A 16858-nucleotide genomic window follows, 5' to 3' on the forward strand; every position below is an offset into this window, starting at 1 on the left:
TGTGGAGGCGCGACCCGGAGTCGAACCGAGGTCGACGGATTTGCAATCCGCAGCATAGCCATTCTGCCATCGCGCCGATATAAACATGATTTGGAGCGACATATCGGGTTCGAACCGATGACCTATACCTTGGCAAGGTATCGCTCTACCAACTGAGCTAATGTCGCGTAAATCATTTGTTTATCTTTTCAAATAAACCTGATGTCTTGTAGCTAAAACCTTTTGGTTATAAGCCGAAGCATCCTTGTCTACGGGGGTGCATTCTACCGATTTCAGTGTCGGTGTCAATTGCTGTTTTCAACAAAATTAACTGAGTGAACACTAAGTAAACGTATTGAAGTTTTATTGCGCTACTCAGCCGTTAAGTCTTTCCATGCTGCAGAAATATAGCTCATCATCGACCAGAAAGTCAGCACTGCAGCAATATAAAACAAGCCATAAGCCACATCGGTCAAAAATTCATTCGGCTGCCAGATCAAACCAACAATCGCCGCCATTTGCGCCGCCGTTTTGTATTTACCAATCCATGATACTGCGACAACACCGCGTTTACCGATTTCTGCCATCCATTCACGTAGCGCAGAAATCACAATTTCTCGGCCGATCATGAATAATGCCGCTAAGGTTAGATAAATATTATCATTTTGCTGCACTAGTAATACTAACGCCGTGGTCACCATTATTTTATCGGCAACCGGGTCAAGAAAAGCACCAAAGCGAGTCGACTGCTTTAATTTTCGCGCCGCATAACCGTCTAACGCATCAGTTACCGCAGCAAGCCAAAAGATAAATGCCGAAGCAAAAGGGGCCCACGAATAGGGAAGATAAAACACAACAACAAATACCGGCAATAAAACAAGCCGAAATAAAGTTAATGCTATAGGTAAATTAAAAGGCATGAACGAAACCAAATAGTCAGAAGCAGCGCCAATCTTGCCTTAATTTTATCCCCCTCGCAATGCATCATGGATTGTTTGTGCCATTTCTAGGCTAATTCCAGGAACTTTTGTTAATTCAGCGACACTTGCGCCCTTCACTTCTTGAATACCGCCCAAATGTTGTAACAATAGTTTGCGCCGTTTAGGCCCCACACCAGCAATGGATTCTAGCGTCGATGTATTTCGGGTTTTCTGGCGCTTATTTCTATGGCCTGTAATTGCAAAGCGGTGGGACTCATCACGGATATGCAAAATTAAATGAAATGCTGGTGAATCACTGGGTAATTCAAAGGTATCTTCCGAGCCACCAAACACAAAGGTTTCAAGCCCTGCTTTACGACCTTCGCCTTTCGTTACCCCGATCAGTAAAGGCGCATTATCTAAATGCACACATTTTTCATCAACTATTTGCTGTGCAATACGTAACTGGCCTAAACCACCATCAATAAATACAATATCTGGCACCTTACCCTTGCTATCAATTTTATCAAATCGGCGACTTAAGGCTTGTTCCATGGCAGCATAGTCATCACCATCGGTAATGCCATTAATATTGTAGCGGCGATAATCGGACTTGTGAGGACCCTCACGGTTAAACACCACACAAGAGGCAACGGTACTTTCGCCCATGGTATGGCTGATATCAAAACATTCCATCCGCTGGATTGGGTGACCTAGCTCTAATGCTTCTTCTAATAATTGAAAGCGCTGCTCAACGGTATTTTTGTGGGACAGGCGCGTATTAACCGCATTGGTGGCATTGGTTAGTGCTAGGCGTAAAAAGTTTGCTCGCTCACCTCTGACATGTGTTTTGATTTCAAACTTTCGTTCTAATGCCGCAGATATAGTTTGTTGTAATCTAGTTAGTTCTTCAAAGGAGTGACTTAATAATACTTCTTTAGGAATTGTGCGCTGGATGTCGGCATTTAAATAAAACTGCCCCATAAAAGAGACGAGTACTTCTTCAAGCTCAGTTTGTGCTGGCACGGTTGGATAATAGCTGCGACTGCCAAAGATTTTACCATCTCGTATAAATAATAAATGAAAACAAACGATACCTGATGCGTAATGTACCCCTATCACGTCCATATCGCCTTTGTGATTAGACACTTCTTGCTGCTCAGCCACTCGCCTTAGGGCGGTGATTTGATCGCGAAATTGCGCTGCATGTTCGTACTCTAGCTCATTGGCAGCCTTATCCATCTTCACCACTAGCTCACTGATCACTTGCTGATCTTTGCCTTTTAAAAACAGGCTGGCTAATTTCACTTGCTCGGAATATTCATCATCGCTTACGCGACCAACACAGGGTGCACTGCAGCGATCTAATTGATACTGCAAGCAAGGTCGAGAGCGCGACTTATAATAAAGATCATCACACTGACGAATAGGAAACAGCTTTTGCATCAGATGTAAGCTTTCTCTAACTGCACCGCCATTTGGATATGGGCCAAAATAATGGCCTTTTTCACGCTTAGGGCCACGGTGATAAGCAAGTCGTGGATGCTTATGGCCACTGAGCAAAATGTAAGGATAGGATTTGTCATCACGCAGCAATACATTGTATTTGGGCATGTATTGCTTGATGTAATCATTTTCGAGCAATAACGCATCGGTTTCACTGTGGGTCAGTGTGACATCAATATTGGCAATACGCGCCACTAATGCTTGAGTTTTTACATGGGGAATATTGGCTCTGAAATAAGATGATAAGCGCTTTTTAAGATCTTTTGCTTTACCAACATAAATGACTTCGCCCTTGTCATCGTACATCCGATAAACACCTGGCGAAGAAGAAACATTCTTGAGAAATAACTTTGGATTAAAACGAGATGGCATCAACTATCCTAAAATAGGTGTGAAATACCAGTTTGACTCAACACCTATTAACTAAAAAGAACTGGCATCAAGCATTTTGTAGCGAATCGCCAAACGGGTCAACTCTACATCACCACCAATATTCAACTTGGCAAATAAACGATAGCGATAACTGTTAACGGTTTTCGGGCTTAAATTGAGCTTTTCAGAAATGTCGTTGACTTTTTCACCATTGGTGATCATCAACATAATTTGAAGCTCACGTTCTGACAGGCTGCTAAAAGGGTTTTCGTCTGTTTGACTAAACTGACTCAAGGCCATTTGCTGGGCAATCTCTGGAGATAAATAACGTTGCCCCCGAGATACCTGCTGAATGGCTCTTAATACCTCAGGCTGTGTTGCCCCTTTGGTTAAATAACCAGAGGCGCCAGCTTGCATGACTTTGGTAGGAAAAGGGTCTTCAGTTTGTACGGTTAATACGATGATTTTAGCTTCAGGTTGATAACGTAAAATTTTACGGGTCGCTTCTAAACCGCCCATACCGGGCATGTTCATATCCATCAAAATAACATCAGCTTCATTTTGACGTGACCACTGCACGGCGGTTTCGCCATCCGGCGCTTCGCCAACCACTTTTATACCACGCTCATCTTCCAATAAACGTCGAATACCGGTTCTCACTAGCTCATGATCATCAACTAAATATACTGAAATCAACTTCAACCCACCTTAAGCGTATTCTTCCTGAATTTTTATCATATCCTTACCGTTGTAATTTAGCCTATTGAACGAGTATCGCAAAGCAATATTAACCACAATAATGGCATAATTGTTCACTCCTTATGCAACCACTAACAACTAGCCCCTGTTGGCGGTTAATTATTAGACTGTTGCGATATACAAATATAACAACCAACAAAAAACCGTAGCAGTTGCCTACTACGGCTTTTAATTTTTTGTGCTTCAAGTCATTAGAAAAAATTAGTCTTCACTATTTTCCATGAAATCATCAGAAAAATCGGTTTCCCAATACTTATAACCTTGTACGGTTGCCTGAGCTGCGGCGCCCATTAAGTTAACTTGATAGGTTTTTACACCTGTTACATCAACTGATTGGTTAGCTGAAGCTTGATCGCCACTGTCTTCATATTTAGCGCTCGCTTCTGCTTGAGCTTGGCCTTCATAGCCTGACTCTTTAAAACGTGTCATAGCATTATTATTCATAAATGCTTGCACGAATGCCATTTGCTTCCAGCCAATGCCAGCACCGACGCCTCCGGTTGCAAAACGGTAATAGGAGTTTTGGCCTTTAGAGGTGAGTACGCAAACACCGCCACCGGTTGATAATGCAAATAAGTAACTATTGCTGCCAGTGCACACGACATATCCCACAGAGCTCGCTACCGCAGCTTTAGCTTCATTGTGCTCAGCATAAATTTCTTGCAATGCGGCTTGGGTTTCTTTGCGGGCATTGGCTTTTTTAGCCTCTGGTGTATCACCTGTAGCACAGCCGGTTAACAGTGCTGGAAGCATAACCGCAGCCAGCAGCATTTTTTTACTGAAAAGCGTATTAGACATTGATATTTCCTCTGTTGAACAAGTATTGCGATATGTATTTAGCCATAGCAATTATCGAGTGTATTTAATGACGGCATTTAACGGCACATCAAGAATATGAGCCGCTTATATTCGGATCATACTCGCTATTCATCGTTTAAAATCACAAATGGCTTATTTAGCCAATAACTGCTTGTGAATCCAACAATAACTGACGATAACAGCACCTAATTCATAGCAAAATTTTGACAAACACTCCCAACACCTCAACTTTTATTACAAGCTTTTAAACTGCTACTATGTATAGCTTTCATTAAATTTAGCCTTTATTTCAAGAATTTGATCTAATTTTTCAACAAAAAGTGGCACAAGCTGCGGATCAAAGTGTGTTCCAGCTTCTTTTTTAAGTAATTCAAGCGCCTTTTCAACGGGCCAGGCTTCCTTATAAGGACGCTTACTGGTGAGTGCATCAAACACATCTGCCACTGCCACAATACGGCCATAAAGCGGTATATCCTCTCCGCTTAAACCATTGGGGTAGCCACTGCCGTCCCACTTTTCGTGATGGGTTAAGGCTATAGTTTGCGCAACATCCATTAATTCAGAGTCTTGCTCGCCTAAAATTTCAGCGCCGATTTCACAGTGCTTTTTCATTTGTTCAAATTCGTCAAAATCTAATTTGTCGGTTTTTTTTAAGATGGCATCCGATATGCCGATTTTACCCACATCATGCATGGGGGCGGCGTGCATTAATAGCTCGGCATCGTCTTCGCTTAACCCTGCTGCAAGGGCCAATATATGGGTGTAATAACTCATACGGATAACATGCATGCCGGTTTCGTTATCTTTATATTCAGCAGCGCGCCCAAGGCGGCGGATCACGTTCAATTGATTTTGGGCAATTTCAGCTGTTTTTTGCCTTACCTGTAAGGCCAACAAGCGGCTTTGACTGGTTAAGGCTAACTGGGTTTGCACTCGCCTAAGCACTATGGGGGGATTAAAGGGTTTGGTGATGTAATCTGCTGCCCCTAACTCGAGCCCTTTTAATTCATCTGCCGCAGATATTTTTGCGGTAACAAATATAATCGGAATGTGCTGGGTGCGTTTATCTTGTTTCAATTGCCTGCAAACTTCAAAACCGTCAATACCGGGCATCATAATGTCGAGCAAAATGAGGTCTAATGTCATTGCCTTAGCAATTTTTAACGCGAGTTTGCCGTTCTTGGCAATTTTAATCTGATAGTCAGATTTTAATACACTGGCTAACACATCGATATTTTCAGCGGTATCATCGACCACTAAAATGGTTTGCCTTTCCATTTGAACTCCTATTAAACGCAAAAATTTTTAGTGAATAAGCCTCAATTACATGGCTGTTACTTTCTCAAGCATTTGGTTGGCAATTTCGAGACCACGATCCAACTCGTATTCCGACAATTGATAATCAAGCTGTTGATACTCATGTATTAATGGTTTTAAGTTTAAGCATTGTCCGTGGCTAATAAAATACTCTGTGGCTTCCATATCAAAATTCGATAGCATTGAAATGAGGACTTCTAAGGTTTCAATTGCTAATGACTTATTCAAAGTTTGATTTTCTAATGCAGTTTGGGCGAAATCAGCACCTATTGGTTGTAGCTTTGATAATTGCAATGGCTCTGATATTTGTAGTCGCTTAGGCAATAGCCGTTCAATGTCATGACATACTCCTTGTAACTCTATTGATAGTTTTGTAAAAACCCGCTCATAGTGTGCTTCAGATAGACTATCAAGCGTTTGTTCAAACTTTGCTGCCAATGTGGCAAGCATTTGTGCGCCAATGCTGCCAGCAACCCCTTTTAAGGTATGTACCAACCGCTGAGTCAGTTCGGTATCATTATCTATAACAGCTTGTTCAACATACTGCGGAAAAGCTTTTTGCCCTCGGATAAATCTTACTAATAATTTGTGATACAAGCTTATATCACCTTGAATTCGGCTCAAGCCTAGGGCTACGTCAATATGATCACAGGCAATTGAATTGAGGTTTAGGGCAAACTTAACGACATCGGCATCTGTCGTTTCTATTGCCGATTTCGCTGGCTTAGTAGTGTTAGTGGCAACCGTTGGGCTTATCCATTTGGCCATAGTGATAAACATCGACTCAACGTCAATAGGTTTAGAGATATGATCATTCATCCCAGCGGCTAACGCTTTTTCACGGTCACCAGCCATGGCATTCGCTGTCATGGCAATAATGGGCAAGTGTTGAAATTGTGGCTGCAGCCTGAGTAACGAGGTCGCAGTGTAGCCATCCATCACCGGCATCTGGCAGTCCATTAACACCCCATCAAAATCTTGCTGCGCTAAACACTCAATGGCTTGTTGACCATTCTCAGCCAAAACAGTATCAATTTGCTTATTAATTAATAACTCTTCAATTAACTCTTGGTTGAGATCATTATCTTCAACAACAAGCACCTTTGCTCCTACCAAAGAGGTGATCGCCTTATCGAATGGGCTTTGAACCTTAGTTCGAGGATCTGCTAAAGATTTCCCAGACACTAATGAAGATAGGCTTTGGGTTAATGTTGTTAACGTTATAGGTTTAGTTAAAATATGGTCGATGTGAACAGACATTACACTCATGAGTAGCTCTTCTCTACCAAAAGCGGTAATCATGATGAGTTTAGGTTTAAGCTCGGGCGCAAGCTCACTAATAAACCTCGCAACATCAATACCATCGACCTCTGGCATTTGCCAATCAATTAAGGCGAAATCAGGCTTATTACCTGCCGCAATATATTGTATAGCCTCACGGCCACTGGCAACGGCTACTACTTGTAAACCTATTGAGCCCAATAGGTTAGTCAGTATCGAGCGAGCGATATCATTATCATCAGCCAGCAACACTGATTGCCCATCAAAGCGACGTTTTTCCAAGGTATCGAGAGTCACTGACGTTGAACGACTTAACTCAAAAGGACAATACAAACTAAACGTACTTCCCTGCTCAAGCTCACTTGTTACCGTTATGCTGCCCTGCATTAATTCGGCTAAATTCTTACAAATGGCTAAACCTAAGCCTGTGCCGCCGTATTTTCGGGTAGTTGAAGCATCAGCTTGGGAAAAGGCTTTAAACAATCTTGATTGTTGTTCTTGACTCATTCCGATACCGGAATCTGTTACTGAAAAGCGAATGAAAGCCTGTTGGCTGGTTAACCTTTCGAGTTTGACTGCAATAATAATATTGCCACGTTCAGTAAACTTTACCGCGTTATTGGCGAGGTTAATGAGCACTTGCCCTAGGCGAAGTGGGTCTCCTAATAGGTTTTTAGGGATAGTATTATCAATATCAAATAGCAGCTCTAAACCTTTATCTGCGACCTTGATCCCAATGAGGTTATTAACATTGTTTAACACTGCTTCGATATCTAATTCGATATGTTCTAAAGCTAGCTTACCCGCTTCAATTTTAGAAAAATCGAGAATGTCATTAATAATCCCTAATAAGGATTGTGCCGAGCGATGGGTTTTTTCAATATAATTGCGTTGCTGAGGGGTCAGCTGGGTGTCTAATGCTAAATGGGACATGCCAATTATGGCATTCATCGGTGTACGAATTTCATGACTCATATTGGCTAAGAAATCACTTTTTGCTTGATTTGCACTATCAGCGGCTGAAATAGCGGCGGCAAGTTTAGTTTGTAATGCTCGCGCTTCATTAATGTTGATATGAACCCCACTGATCCGATCGGGAACCCCATGCTTATCAAAAGAGTAAGGTTGTCCAACGCTTAAAATCCAATCGTAACTGCCGTCTTTTCTGCGCATTCTCAGTTCATGGCGAAGAATTTTATTGTCACTTGCAGCCAATGCTTGTTGCGGATTGGAGATCAAGTTTTGCTCATCGGGGTGGACTAAATCAATAAAGGTTTGCGCGCCATTGATTAATGGCGACCACTTGTCATCCTCTTGACATAAATCAGTTGGTTCATAACCTAGCATCTTTGAATACATGCGGTTAACCACGACTTGTTGCTCATTAGGATAAAAGTCCCACATTCCCATTTGCGCACTTTCTGAGGCCACTTCTAACTTTTCTTCTGATGCGAGTAACCGATTGGCAGCAATTTTTTGTTCGGTAATATCAAACACAATGCCATCAAAAAAACCTGACATGTTATTGCCATTACCGTCAAACTGAGCATTCATTTGTAAATAGCGTAGCTCACCTGAGCGATTAATAATTCTAAACTCCGCGACAATTTTATCTTGCGCTTTGATGGTTTGTTCAACCATGACTTTTAAATGCTCTATATCATTTTCAAAAGCAATATCAGCAAGTCTTCTAACTGGATGTTCACCGATAAAGTCTGCCATTTTATAGCCAGTTATTGGTTCTATGTTGGGGCTAATGTACTGTAAATGGTAATGGTTTATGTCAAAATCAGTGACTTTATATCTAAATACTGCGCCTTGAATATTCTCAACCAATGTTTGATATTGATGTTGATTTTGTAGCATCTCAGCACGGACAGTTTCTTGCTCATTAATATCTAATAGAGATAAACGGATTTCACTAAATTCACCCGCAACATCGGTTTCAACACGGGTCGATAATGAAACAATTAAGGTATGACCTGAATGATTAACAAGCTCTACACGTGCATCAGACGTATCAATGCCTTGCAACGCTTGGCTAAAGATTTGTTCGCCTTTAGCGTGCTTAGTGGCGAGTACGTCATGCCAAGTTAACGACGAGAAGTCTTTGCGGTCATAACCAGTAATCTGTGCAAATTGTTTATTGTGTTTAGTGAAGCGGCCTTGAAGATCTAATGTGGCATAAGCTACAGCAGAGTTTTCATATAAATCCCATAAACGCTCTTCACGCTCTTGTAAATCTTGGGTTCGTATTGAAATAGTTTTTTCTAACCTTTCATTGTCAGCTTTAAAGCGCCGATGTACATGACGACTTAGCCACCAACCACCAAATGTCAGAAGCAAGCAAGAAATGGCAATAATACCAATCAGCATCACGACAATATTTCGAAAAAATAAATAGTTTCGGCTGGCTTCTTCAAGGGTCATTTCCGTCACAATACCAAAACCGTAGCGCTCATCCCATTTCCAGACACCGATAACATATTGCCCCAAGTAATTACGATAAGGCTGATAACTATAACCATCGTGTTTAAGGCTAATTTCTTTTGCTGCTAGGGTTAACGCTCCCTTGCCCCGACGGCCGTTAGCAGGTTGCTTTTCTGATAATAATCTCTGCGGATTAGTCACAGTCAAATTAAGTACTGATACCTGACCTGCTTTTAATAAACCCAGTGACACCAAGTCATTTTCATAGCGACTGTGAGACTGCATTCTTCCTTGGGCATCGACAAAGTATGATTCACCAGTGTCACCCACCGCGCCACTTTGAGTCAGCTTGGCAAATTCAATGTAAGGGTCAATACGAAGTGACAAAATGCCACTGATACTGCCATCATCTTGAGTAATGGGGCTTAAGGCAAACATGGTGAGTGTTTCAGCTTGCTTCAACCCAAATGGGTTTGATAACGCCACTTCTGATGGCATAGGTGGAGTAATGACAATATTACCGGCCAAGACTTGATTAAATAGCATCGGATACTGTTGTTTAACGATATTGATTTGACCTAAATTGCTGTCACGACTTGAAGATATATTGACTCCATCAACTGAGATAACAAAAAATCCTAAGGTGCCAAAGGCCTGACTATAACGCCCGTAAGCTTCGCGAGACCAAAGCACATGTTGATTTCCGACAAGTGGCGCTTTTTTCGAGTCTAACTTAGCTAACATTGCAGTGCGCTTAAGTAATAAAGGATTTGTAGCCACTGCACTCACTCGGTTTTGCCAGCCCAAAAACCAAGATGCCAAGGCTGCATCAGTGGTTTTAGACACCGACTCCAAGGCTAAGCCACTTTTTTGCAAGTCATGCTTATAAGCAACATTCAAACTAATTGCAGCGATAGATGAGATGAGCAGTAAGAAAGAAACAATGATGAGGCTAAAGTAAATCCTATTTTTATCGCCTTCAAAATAGCGGGCAATATCATGATTAACTTGCGCCTTTAGACGCCAAAAACACCAACCTAGTAATAGCAATAACCCAACAATGACGAGGCTTAATAATAGATTCATGTTTATTGTTCCCCATACTGTTGTGCGAGACGGTTGACCTTGAATATCACGTCGCAATGAGTGCTTTTTGAGTAATAGTTAGTTGCGTAATCTCTCAGCTTTATTGCAGTTATCGCTATAAATATTGCGTACAGTTGATGATAAGTCACTCCAGGTTATTTCGGTTCGTGGTTGGACATTTTGGCTCCAACTAAACTGGCAACAATGATCGCCATATAAAACTGACCTGTAATCGCTTCAGAAAAAGCGAAAAAACGCGCCATTGGCACTGCTGGTGATATTTCACCATAACCGACTGTAGTCAAAGTGATGTAACTGTAATAAATCACAGTCGTTAAATTATCGGTCCAATTTTGGGCTTCAATACCATTGAAAGCCACACCAAAAATCTCAATCAGCAATAGATAAATAAATGCCCAAATAAGCCCTAGTAACAGAAATATACAAATAGATCCGATAATTTGATTAGTGGAAATAACCCCGCTAAACAAGACCTGCTTAGCGGCGCGCCAGGTGGCCAAAATAAAAAAAGTTAAAATGGTAAATAGCGCGATAATATCAAGGTTCAACAATTCAAAAACTGAGCCGATACTGGCTACCACTAAGATAGTAAACATCACCCCGAAACTTGAGCGAAACCAGTGTTTATTCGCGCCTAATCCAATCACTGAAATAGACAAACTCATCACAGTTGTCGAAACAACAATGAGCTGGCCCTGTTCAAAAAACTGTTCCACAAAAGCTGAACTTAACAGCACTAACACCAACGACCCCAGTAGGTAGCTGAAGTTATCTTCTTCAGACATAGGTTTAACCATTGCAACAACTACCCTTGTGAGTTCTCTGAGTTCGGTAACACTTCATCACCATCAACTTCAGCCGTTTCAACCACTAGCCATGCTGAAAATAATTTATAACTTAAAGCTAAAATCACCGCGCCAACAAACAAGCCAACAATACCCGAGAGGATCATCCCACCGATAGCACCTAACAAAATCACCAACATAGGTATATCAACGCCACGGCCCATCAACATCGGTTTTAAAAATGCATCACTGGCACTCACTAAAATGCTCCAAATCATAAAAATAATCGCGGTGGTTGATGATTCAACAGAAAATACATACGCAATAATAGGACCTAAAACCAAAATCGGTGGCAATTGAATAATCGCGAGTATTAGCACCAATAACATCCAAATCCCGGTTCCTGGCACCCCGACTAAAGCAAGCCCAACACCTGCTAATATTGATTGAATAAAGGCTACCCCAATCACCCCCTGAACCACACTTCTGACGGTTGCAACGGCCAATTCAGAAAACTCTTCACCATGTTTGCCAGCTAGCCTGACTGAGACTTTATGGAACATTTGGCTTGAGCCAGATGCTTTACCCATAAACACCCCTGCGATAATGATTGAAATTAAAAATTGCAAAATTGTCATACCAAAACTACCAAAAGCACTGGCAGCCTTAGTCGAAAAGCTTTTTATTTCATCGGCATAGGTTTTTACCACATGCTCGAGATCTGCAGAGACGTCTGACCAGAATTCATATAGTTTCTCACCAACAATCGGGAGTTCAGCTACAGAGCTTTTCGGCGCGGGGATAACTAAAGTGCCGTCATGTATTTCTGCGACAAAGTCCTGCGTGCTTGAAACTATCGCACCTGAAAATAAGTAGGTAGGTACCAATAATATGGCTAAGGCCAGCAAGGTAATTAACAGGCTAGATTTACTCACCGACAATCGCAACTTGCTACTGATAAATAACACCACTGGATACAGTGCAATGGCGATAATACCGCCCCATAAAATGGGCATAATGAAAGGCTGAATAATCTTAAAACACCATATGACCATGATAAAAATCAGGGCTATTTTAATCGCGGCATCCACTGCCGCATGAGTAAACTCTTTCGAGCTTGATATTGGTTTATCACTCATAACTTATCTATCCCTAATTAAATGCTGTTGCGTTTTAAAATTAAACCTTAGTTAATGTATTAACACCTTTATGAACATCGAACTTATTGCAGTGAAAAGCCATCACAACAATAGGTTATTTTTCAATAAACCTAGTATTGATAAACGAGAAAATTTGATTTCCGCCATTAAATCAACACTTAGCGTTCAATAAAATATAGCCTAGCGGCTACAATAAAACCGCCTAATCATGATTAGTTTGTAAGAACTTCCAATTTCTGGTTTCTAAAAAAAATGAAGCCACAACCATATAAACACCGACAATAAATAACTGCGCAATACGAATATAGAAGTTGGTTGCGACATCGGCATCTGTTGACGAAGCCGTAGAGCCGACAACCACTAGCAAGGCTGAAAATATCCCCGCAAAAATAGGCGCTTTAGCAGGATCATCATAAATTTTTTGTGCAAAAAATAACGCAGCTATCATAGTGAGCCCGATATAAAACGCTAACTCAGGCACGACAACTAACATGTTATAAAAAATAATCGCCAGCACACCACCTATGCCATTAGTGAGTAATAAAAACAAACTCACTTTAACGCTCTTAGTGCCGGCCGTTTGCAAAGATAAAATTGCAATAAATATCATGGTCAGTAATGCGCCGGTCACCTCAAATAAAAAGAAAAAGGTGATCACCGGAAATGAAATAATTAATGCCCTAACTGACTCGTAAAGCCGCTCGTCATTAGATAATTCTGACTCAGAATGAGTTTCTTTTTCTGGTGCTAAATCAGGCAACAAAATATGCAATAAAGTAAAAATGATGACCGCCACCACGCCTGAAAAGCTTAAGCCGACACCAAAAAAAATCGCCGCACCTGGATGTAAAATCCCTAAATAGGGTAATACTAATGTCGAGACAATTAATATAGTGGCGAAAAAATTCCACTTGGGATCAGAAAACAGGTAATAGGCCCATAGCATCATTAATGCGAGTAATGGCAACAGTACAAATGGATATTGAACCGGCCCAAAACTCACCATCCAAGCAATGGCAATAGTGACCACCATTGAAATAAGCAATTCGTAAATGGTTTGCACTGTCGGCACCACTCTATCAACTAAAAACTTAGCGACAAACACCGGTAGTATAAAAGCTAATTGCCAATCAAACACCGCAGCTATGGCCACTGCAATGCCTATCCCCAAAGTGAAGCGTAATACTCGACGGGTAAATATCGCCTCAGCAAATTGAGCATTAATGGCTTTAAAGGCTAGCTCGCTATCTGACATAGGAGAACCAGCTAACGACTCGGATCCAAAACTTACCAAATAAGTTCATCAGTGAACTTTCTTCGGTATACACCATGACATCCGCTTGACCGCCGACACGTCGCAACCCTTTAGCCTCTTCGTCATCAAAATGAATGGTTACAGGAAATCGCTGAGATTGTCTTAACCAACCTGTTTGGCCTGTTGTTTGAGCCAGCTTTCCCGTTTGTTCACTTTGTCCCCAATCAACACCATAATCGATATAGGCTACTTTCCCAGTAAAAACCTCACCCGGAGCATAATCCAGTGCAAACTCGACTTTATCGCCCGCTTGCATATTGCCTAAGCTATTTTCTCTAAAGTTCGCTTCAATCCACACATCTTCAGATGAAATAAAGGTCATTACCGGTTGACCAGCGTTAGCATAAAAACCTTCTTTTAAACGAAAGTTTGATGCCACGCCATCGGTGGGCGCTTTAATTTCGCTGCGTGCCAGGTTAAGTTCAGCTTGCTCTAAGGCCAATAACGCTGATTTTACCGCGGTATTGTTTTCACCTTCTGAGCCCAACCTTTCTTCTGCTTTGGCTAAATCTGCTTTAGCACTAGCGACACCCGCTTCTGCGCTAGCAAGTTCCGCTCTAGCATTGTCGGCATCAGCCTCTGACATCACCTGCTGCTCAACCATGGTAAAAATACGCTTAGATTGTACTTTTGCATTAGTAAAGTTTGCCTCCGCATTAACAACCTTTGCTTTTGCAGCGGTGACATTAGCGGTTAAAGCTCCCATATTTTGCCCAGCCTGCGTCACATTTTGCTCAGCGGTAAATAATGCAATCTCATAATCTCTTGGGTTAATTCTCGCAAGCACCTGCCCTTTACGGATCAAGGTATTTGGCGTGGTTAAAATTTCAATTACCTCCCCTGAGACTTGCGGGGTAATGGGGACCACAAAACCGCGAACTCGACCTAAATCAGTTGAAGGAATATAACGATCAGCAATAAGATGGAATACAAACAAAAAAGCGACCACTATCAGTATGATATTGGTCGCTTTTCTTATTTTCTGATTTTTGGACTTATCCGCTGCGCCATTAGCAACATGAATGTCATCTGTAGGCGTTGATAAAACGGCTTGCTCCGGTGTATTTGCCGGTAATTCAGTGGATGAAATATCGTTATGCTTATCTGCCATACCCTTCCCTTGCATTGAAATCAATTGCATTACTTTTTTAAATTAACGGCTTGCATGAGCCAATAATGTTAATAAATAGTAGAGTTGTTACATTAACGTCAGTATAGGATTATTTTTGCTCAAAACTCAACACTCTAGCTCAATGAACAAGCAAGAAAGCTGTGTTTAAGCCCTTTACTTAAGTTATTGATTTAACATTTTGATTTTAACTAATGATTTGAACGGCCGTTTGAGAAGGCCCTTGCCGGGGGAATTGCATTAAATTGCGATGTATATTGTTACTATTACTACTTAAGAATCTATTTTAAATTAAGTGTATTCTTTAAAAGCTGCTTGGCTTTAATTGCCTAATATTAAAAAAGCAAAGCAAGTATAAAGATCAACTCAAAAGGCATTCCTACAGAATGAAAAATCCTAATTAGACAAATCAAGACCTTAATTTCACCACTAAAAATCTAACATCTGCAGCTGGTAATAATCTGCCTATTTTTCACGCCAGATAAAGGTTTAGAGCTTATAGATTAAGCCCTAGCCAGATTTTTAACTTTTTTGTATATCGCTCTTAATGGCTTAATTTTTGAAAATTGCATTCTAATCGTCTCAGCAAGGTATTTTTTATTTTTAAACCGCTTAAGACCATTAGGCGCAATCATTTGGTTTGTATCAACACAATAAACAAACTTGTTAGACCGATTAGCAATTTCAATTGCTTGCTGATAATCACTTTCGATAAATAACACATTTGGGCTACGCTTAAAGTAGTCTGCCTTATGGGAAAAATAATCTACTTGGGCCCGTCTTGCGGCTTTTGAAGGCAAATCTAACATTTCTAGTTTGTTATAATTAACGCCATGTTTTGCCAGCCATTGCTCAGTATGCGGTCGAAATTTTTCTAACCTATTAGTTATCAGCACATCAACTTTCATGGTTGGGATAAATCGAGGAGTCGCATCAGCGAGAAACTGAATATATTTCTCCCCATCATCATTTTGTTCCTCAGTTGGATCCTGGCACAGGACACCATCAATATCGACACAAGCCTCAGTCACGATAGGATGATGAAATAAGTTCCATTCAAAAACCCGTGGAAAGTCCACATACTCAAAAAAGATATCAACTTTGTCACTGACAAGCGCAGTGGTGTAAATCGCAGCTGTGGTCACCTTGCCTTGGAAGCTGCTAGGTATTTTGGCTAGCGCATCTATCATCGAACCACCAGTTAGAATGCTGTCATCGACAATTAAAATGTTGCTTGCTTCATGGGGGAAGTTTAAGGCTTTTTTGGCATCACGAGTAATGCCTTTACCTAACTTATCATTGCGAATAAAAGCAGGTAAATCGATACAGTTAGCATTGAGCAATAACGCCACCATATATGCAGGTACCATTCCACTTCTTGGAATACCTACAATTAAATCAAAGTTTTGTTGATTGATTTTGTGAATATTATTTTTAATATCATCACTCAAATCACAAAAGGACTTATAATTCATAGCAAACTCCAATGTTCATAGATTACAGCCTGATGCTTCAAAGCAGACGCTGTTAAGCTTAAATTCTACTAAATACTCATAGAGTATTGGTCCGTAGCCGCAACTACTATGCCGCCCAATACATACCGAATCATTAACCTATGTTGTTTGAGTAAAGTTCAGATTCGATCCCTCAAGACTCGACTCTAACTAATGCAATTTATTGAATTTAGCCATAACAGCAAGCTTTATCAATTGTAGCTTGGTCTAATAAAATACAAATAACCCTTTAACAGCCTAAATTAAAAATACGCCATAAAAATGACAGTTTTAAGTCTAAATCAGATTAGTAAATTATCAAATCTACAAATATCAACAAACAGGATAAACATCAACCTTGCCTGTAGCACTACACAGTTTCAGCCAATGAACAATTAAGCGGATAAAAAAAATGCCACAGATAAAAACAGATATTATCTCATATAATCAATAAGTAAGTGACTCATTCAAAAATAGACACACTAT

At 40.8% G+C, this 16858-nt stretch carries 11 protein-coding genes and 2 tRNA genes; all 13 read right to left on the minus strand.

Annotation, left to right across the window (positions count from 1 at the left end; all coding sequences use genetic code 11):
- Positions 1-2: 2 nt before the first annotated feature.
- Positions 3-76: transfer RNA gene (locus Q4533_RS15885), tRNA-Cys, on the minus strand.
- Positions 77-91: 15 nt separating this feature from the next.
- A tRNA-Gly gene (locus tag Q4533_RS15890) sits at positions 92-167 on the minus strand.
- Between the two features lie 183 nt (positions 168-350).
- Entirely contained in the window at positions 351-899 is a 549-nt protein-coding gene (gene pgsA, locus Q4533_RS15895; RefSeq protein ID WP_076539933.1) for a CDP-diacylglycerol--glycerol-3-phosphate 3-phosphatidyltransferase, read from the minus strand.
- A 45-nt stretch (positions 900-944) separates the two neighbouring features.
- Entirely contained in the window at positions 945-2777 is a 1833-nt protein-coding gene (uvrC, locus tag Q4533_RS15900) for an excinuclease ABC subunit UvrC (RefSeq protein ID WP_303503282.1), read from the minus strand.
- Positions 2778-2828: 51 nt separating this feature from the next.
- The gene (gene uvrY, locus Q4533_RS15905) at positions 2829-3473 is read right to left on the minus strand and encodes a UvrY/SirA/GacA family response regulator transcription factor (RefSeq protein ID WP_102440278.1); all 645 of its coding nucleotides are present in this window, start codon (positions 3471-3473) and stop codon (positions 2829-2831) included.
- Positions 3474-3737: 264 nt separating this feature from the next.
- Positions 3738-4334 carry a hypothetical protein gene (locus Q4533_RS15910; RefSeq protein WP_102440279.1) on the minus strand — a complete coding sequence of 199 codons (597 nt, stop codon included), beginning with the start codon at positions 4332-4334 and terminating at the stop codon, positions 3738-3740.
- A gap of 276 nt (positions 4335-4610) precedes the next feature.
- Positions 4611-5633 carry a two-component system response regulator gene (locus Q4533_RS15915; protein ID WP_303503284.1) on the minus strand — a complete coding sequence of 341 codons (1023 nt, stop codon included), beginning with the start codon at positions 5631-5633 and terminating at the stop codon, positions 4611-4613.
- 45 nt (positions 5634-5678) lie between these two features.
- Complete coding sequence (locus tag Q4533_RS15920) at positions 5679-10469, minus strand: response regulator (protein ID WP_303503287.1); 4791 nt, start codon at positions 10467-10469, stop codon at positions 5679-5681.
- A gap of 155 nt (positions 10470-10624) precedes the next feature.
- Positions 10625-11275, minus strand: a complete 651-nt coding sequence (locus Q4533_RS15925; protein WP_157936096.1) for an ion channel — start codon at positions 11273-11275, stop codon at positions 10625-10627.
- Positions 11276-11295: 20 nt separating this feature from the next.
- Complete coding sequence (locus Q4533_RS15930) at positions 11296-12414, minus strand: AI-2E family transporter (protein ID WP_102440283.1); 1119 nt, start codon at positions 12412-12414, stop codon at positions 11296-11298.
- Positions 12415-12637: 223 nt separating this feature from the next.
- Complete coding sequence (locus Q4533_RS15935; protein ID WP_102440284.1) at positions 12638-13690, minus strand: DUF2955 domain-containing protein; 1053 nt, start codon at positions 13688-13690, stop codon at positions 12638-12640.
- Complete coding sequence (locus Q4533_RS15940; protein ID WP_102440285.1) at positions 13680-14861, minus strand: HlyD family secretion protein; 1182 nt, start codon at positions 14859-14861, stop codon at positions 13680-13682. Before Q4533_RS15940 ends, Q4533_RS15935 begins: the two co-directional genes overlap by 11 nt.
- Before the next feature lie 521 nt (positions 14862-15382).
- Complete coding sequence (locus Q4533_RS15945; RefSeq protein WP_303503292.1) at positions 15383-16354, minus strand: phosphoribosyltransferase family protein; 972 nt, start codon at positions 16352-16354, stop codon at positions 15383-15385.
- Positions 16355-16858 lie beyond the last annotated feature (504 nt).

This window comes from Shewanella sp. 6_MG-2023 (assembly GCF_030547195.1).
In the GTDB taxonomy this organism is placed as follows: domain Bacteria; phylum Pseudomonadota; class Gammaproteobacteria; order Enterobacterales; family Shewanellaceae; genus Shewanella.

Bases quoted from the DNA above. Each gene is read 5' to 3' on its own strand.
- pgsA (WP_076539933.1), bottom strand. From the start codon at position 899: ATGCCTTTTAATTTACCTATAGCATTAACTTTATTTCGGCTTGTTTTA.
- uvrC (WP_303503282.1), bottom strand. From the start codon at position 2,777: ATGCCATCTCGTTTTAATCCAAAGTTATTTCTCAAGAATGTTTCTTCT.
- Q4533_RS15910 (WP_102440279.1), bottom strand. From the start codon at position 4,334: ATGTCTAATACGCTTTTCAGTAAAAAAATGCTGCTGGCTGCGGTTATG.
- Q4533_RS15915 (WP_303503284.1), bottom strand. From the start codon at position 5,633: ATGGAAAGGCAAACCATTTTAGTGGTCGATGATACCGCTGAAAATATC.
- Q4533_RS15920 (WP_303503287.1), bottom strand. From the start codon at position 10,469: ATGAATCTATTATTAAGCCTCGTCATTGTTGGGTTATTGCTATTACTA.
- Q4533_RS15925 (WP_157936096.1), bottom strand. From the start codon at position 11,275: ATGTCTGAAGAAGATAACTTCAGCTACCTACTGGGGTCGTTGGTGTTA.
- Q4533_RS15930 (WP_102440283.1), bottom strand. From the start codon at position 12,414: ATGAGTGATAAACCAATATCAAGCTCGAAAGAGTTTACTCATGCGGCA.
- Q4533_RS15935 (WP_102440284.1), bottom strand. From the start codon at position 13,690: ATGTCAGATAGCGAGCTAGCCTTTAAAGCCATTAATGCTCAATTTGCT.
- Q4533_RS15940 (WP_102440285.1), bottom strand. From the start codon at position 14,861: ATGGCAGATAAGCATAACGATATTTCATCCACTGAATTACCGGCAAAT.
- Q4533_RS15945 (WP_303503292.1), bottom strand. From the start codon at position 16,354: ATGAATTATAAGTCCTTTTGTGATTTGAGTGATGATATTAAAAATAAT.